The following is a 1,211-nucleotide window of genomic DNA, read 5'->3' as shown; positions in this document are numbered from 1 at the left end:
TCCCGAGCAGCGGCGTATTTTTCGCACGATTCCCGGCCTGGAAAAAGCGGAGTTCGTGCGCCTCGGCAGCCTGCACCGTAACACCTTTATCGAGTCGCCTCGCCTGCTCAGACCGACCTTACAGTTTCGGCAGCGCGACGACCTGTTTTTTGCCGGACAGATGATTGGCGTGGAAGGCTATCTGGAGTCGGCCGCGGCCGGCTGGCTGGCCGGAAGAAACGCCGGCCTTCAGGTCAAGGGACAGCCGCTGTTGACGCCGCCCCTCACAACGGCGCTGGGCGCCATGATCGCATACGTCACCGACCCCGAACGCAAGTATTTCCAACCCATGAACGTCAACTACGGGCTGTTCCCTGGGCTCCCGCAGCGGCTGCGGGGTCGTGAAAAAAAACAGGCTATGGCGGACCGGGCACTCTCAGATCTGGCGTCCTGGCAGGCCGAGCACGGCCTGTGCTGAGCTTGCCAATCAGCATACCTACCTTGACACAGCCTTGCTCTTCCCACATGGGGGAAAGAACATCACAAAGGGTTATGCCAGCGGAGTCCGGGAAACCGACTGAAGTCCGAATCGTTCGAGTGTACCTCTGCCTGGTATTCCATTGCGAGGGCGGCGATGTGAGCATCAGATACGAGATTCGCGCCGACGCCGGCGGCAGCAAGATTCTGCCGAAAATGAGTTAAATGGTCGGCACCGGGATTGACCGGTGTGATGTACGTGTACCGAAACCAATCTGTTACATAGTTAATGGCTTTCGAGGTCGATAGTGGAGATGTCAGTATCCTCGGATGAGTCATTAATCTCACGAATCCAGTCAATACGACCCACGGTATGCCGACTCTTTCGCTTCCGTTTATCAATCCTTCCAACCAACGTCTGGCGGCAGCGTGGTAGGGGGCTCCATCGTTGTAGGCATACACCAGCAGATTGATGTCCGGTACGATCATTGGGCGCTCTCACCGGCAAAGTCTTCAGCCTCAAGTTGGTCATTGAGTTGATTGAGCTTCTGTGGATCGATGCCGGGAACGAGTTTGCTGCGATTCGGAACAATCTTGAATGGGACTGGTTCGGACGATTTGGAACCGGACGTCATGCCTCGACGTAAAACCTCGTTCACCACTTGCTTAAAAGGTTTATTGTGAAGCCGACTCTGGTCTTTCAAAAAGTCCGCAACATCATCGTCTAATGTCAGTGTCGTTCTCATGGAGCCATC

Annotated in this window: 3 protein-coding genes; 1 reads left to right on the top strand and 2 read right to left on the bottom strand. The window is 55.6% G+C overall.

What is annotated here, in order from left to right:
- A partial coding sequence (locus OXG98_11710) for an FAD-dependent oxidoreductase (GenBank protein MCY3772668.1) occupies positions 1–457 on the top strand: 457 nt, incomplete at its 5' end.
- Between the two features lie 62 nt (positions 458–519).
- Here the strand turns inward: OXG98_11710 and OXG98_11705 are convergent.
- Positions 520–945, bottom strand: a complete 426-nt coding sequence (locus OXG98_11705) for a type II toxin-antitoxin system VapC family toxin (GenBank protein ID MCY3772667.1) — start codon at positions 943–945, stop codon at positions 520–522.
- Positions 942–1,211 (bottom strand): hypothetical protein (locus OXG98_11700; protein ID MCY3772666.1); only part of this gene is annotated, 270 nt, incomplete at its 5' end. The genes OXG98_11700 and OXG98_11705, both read right to left, overlap by 4 nt.

The organism is Gemmatimonadota bacterium (genome assembly GCA_026706345.1).
Classification (GTDB): Bacteria; JAAXHH01; JAAXHH01; order JAAXHH01; family JAAXHH01; genus JAAXHH01.
The sequence above is the reverse complement of the archived record's forward strand: the minus strand, read 5'-3'. Positions and strand labels throughout refer to the sequence as shown.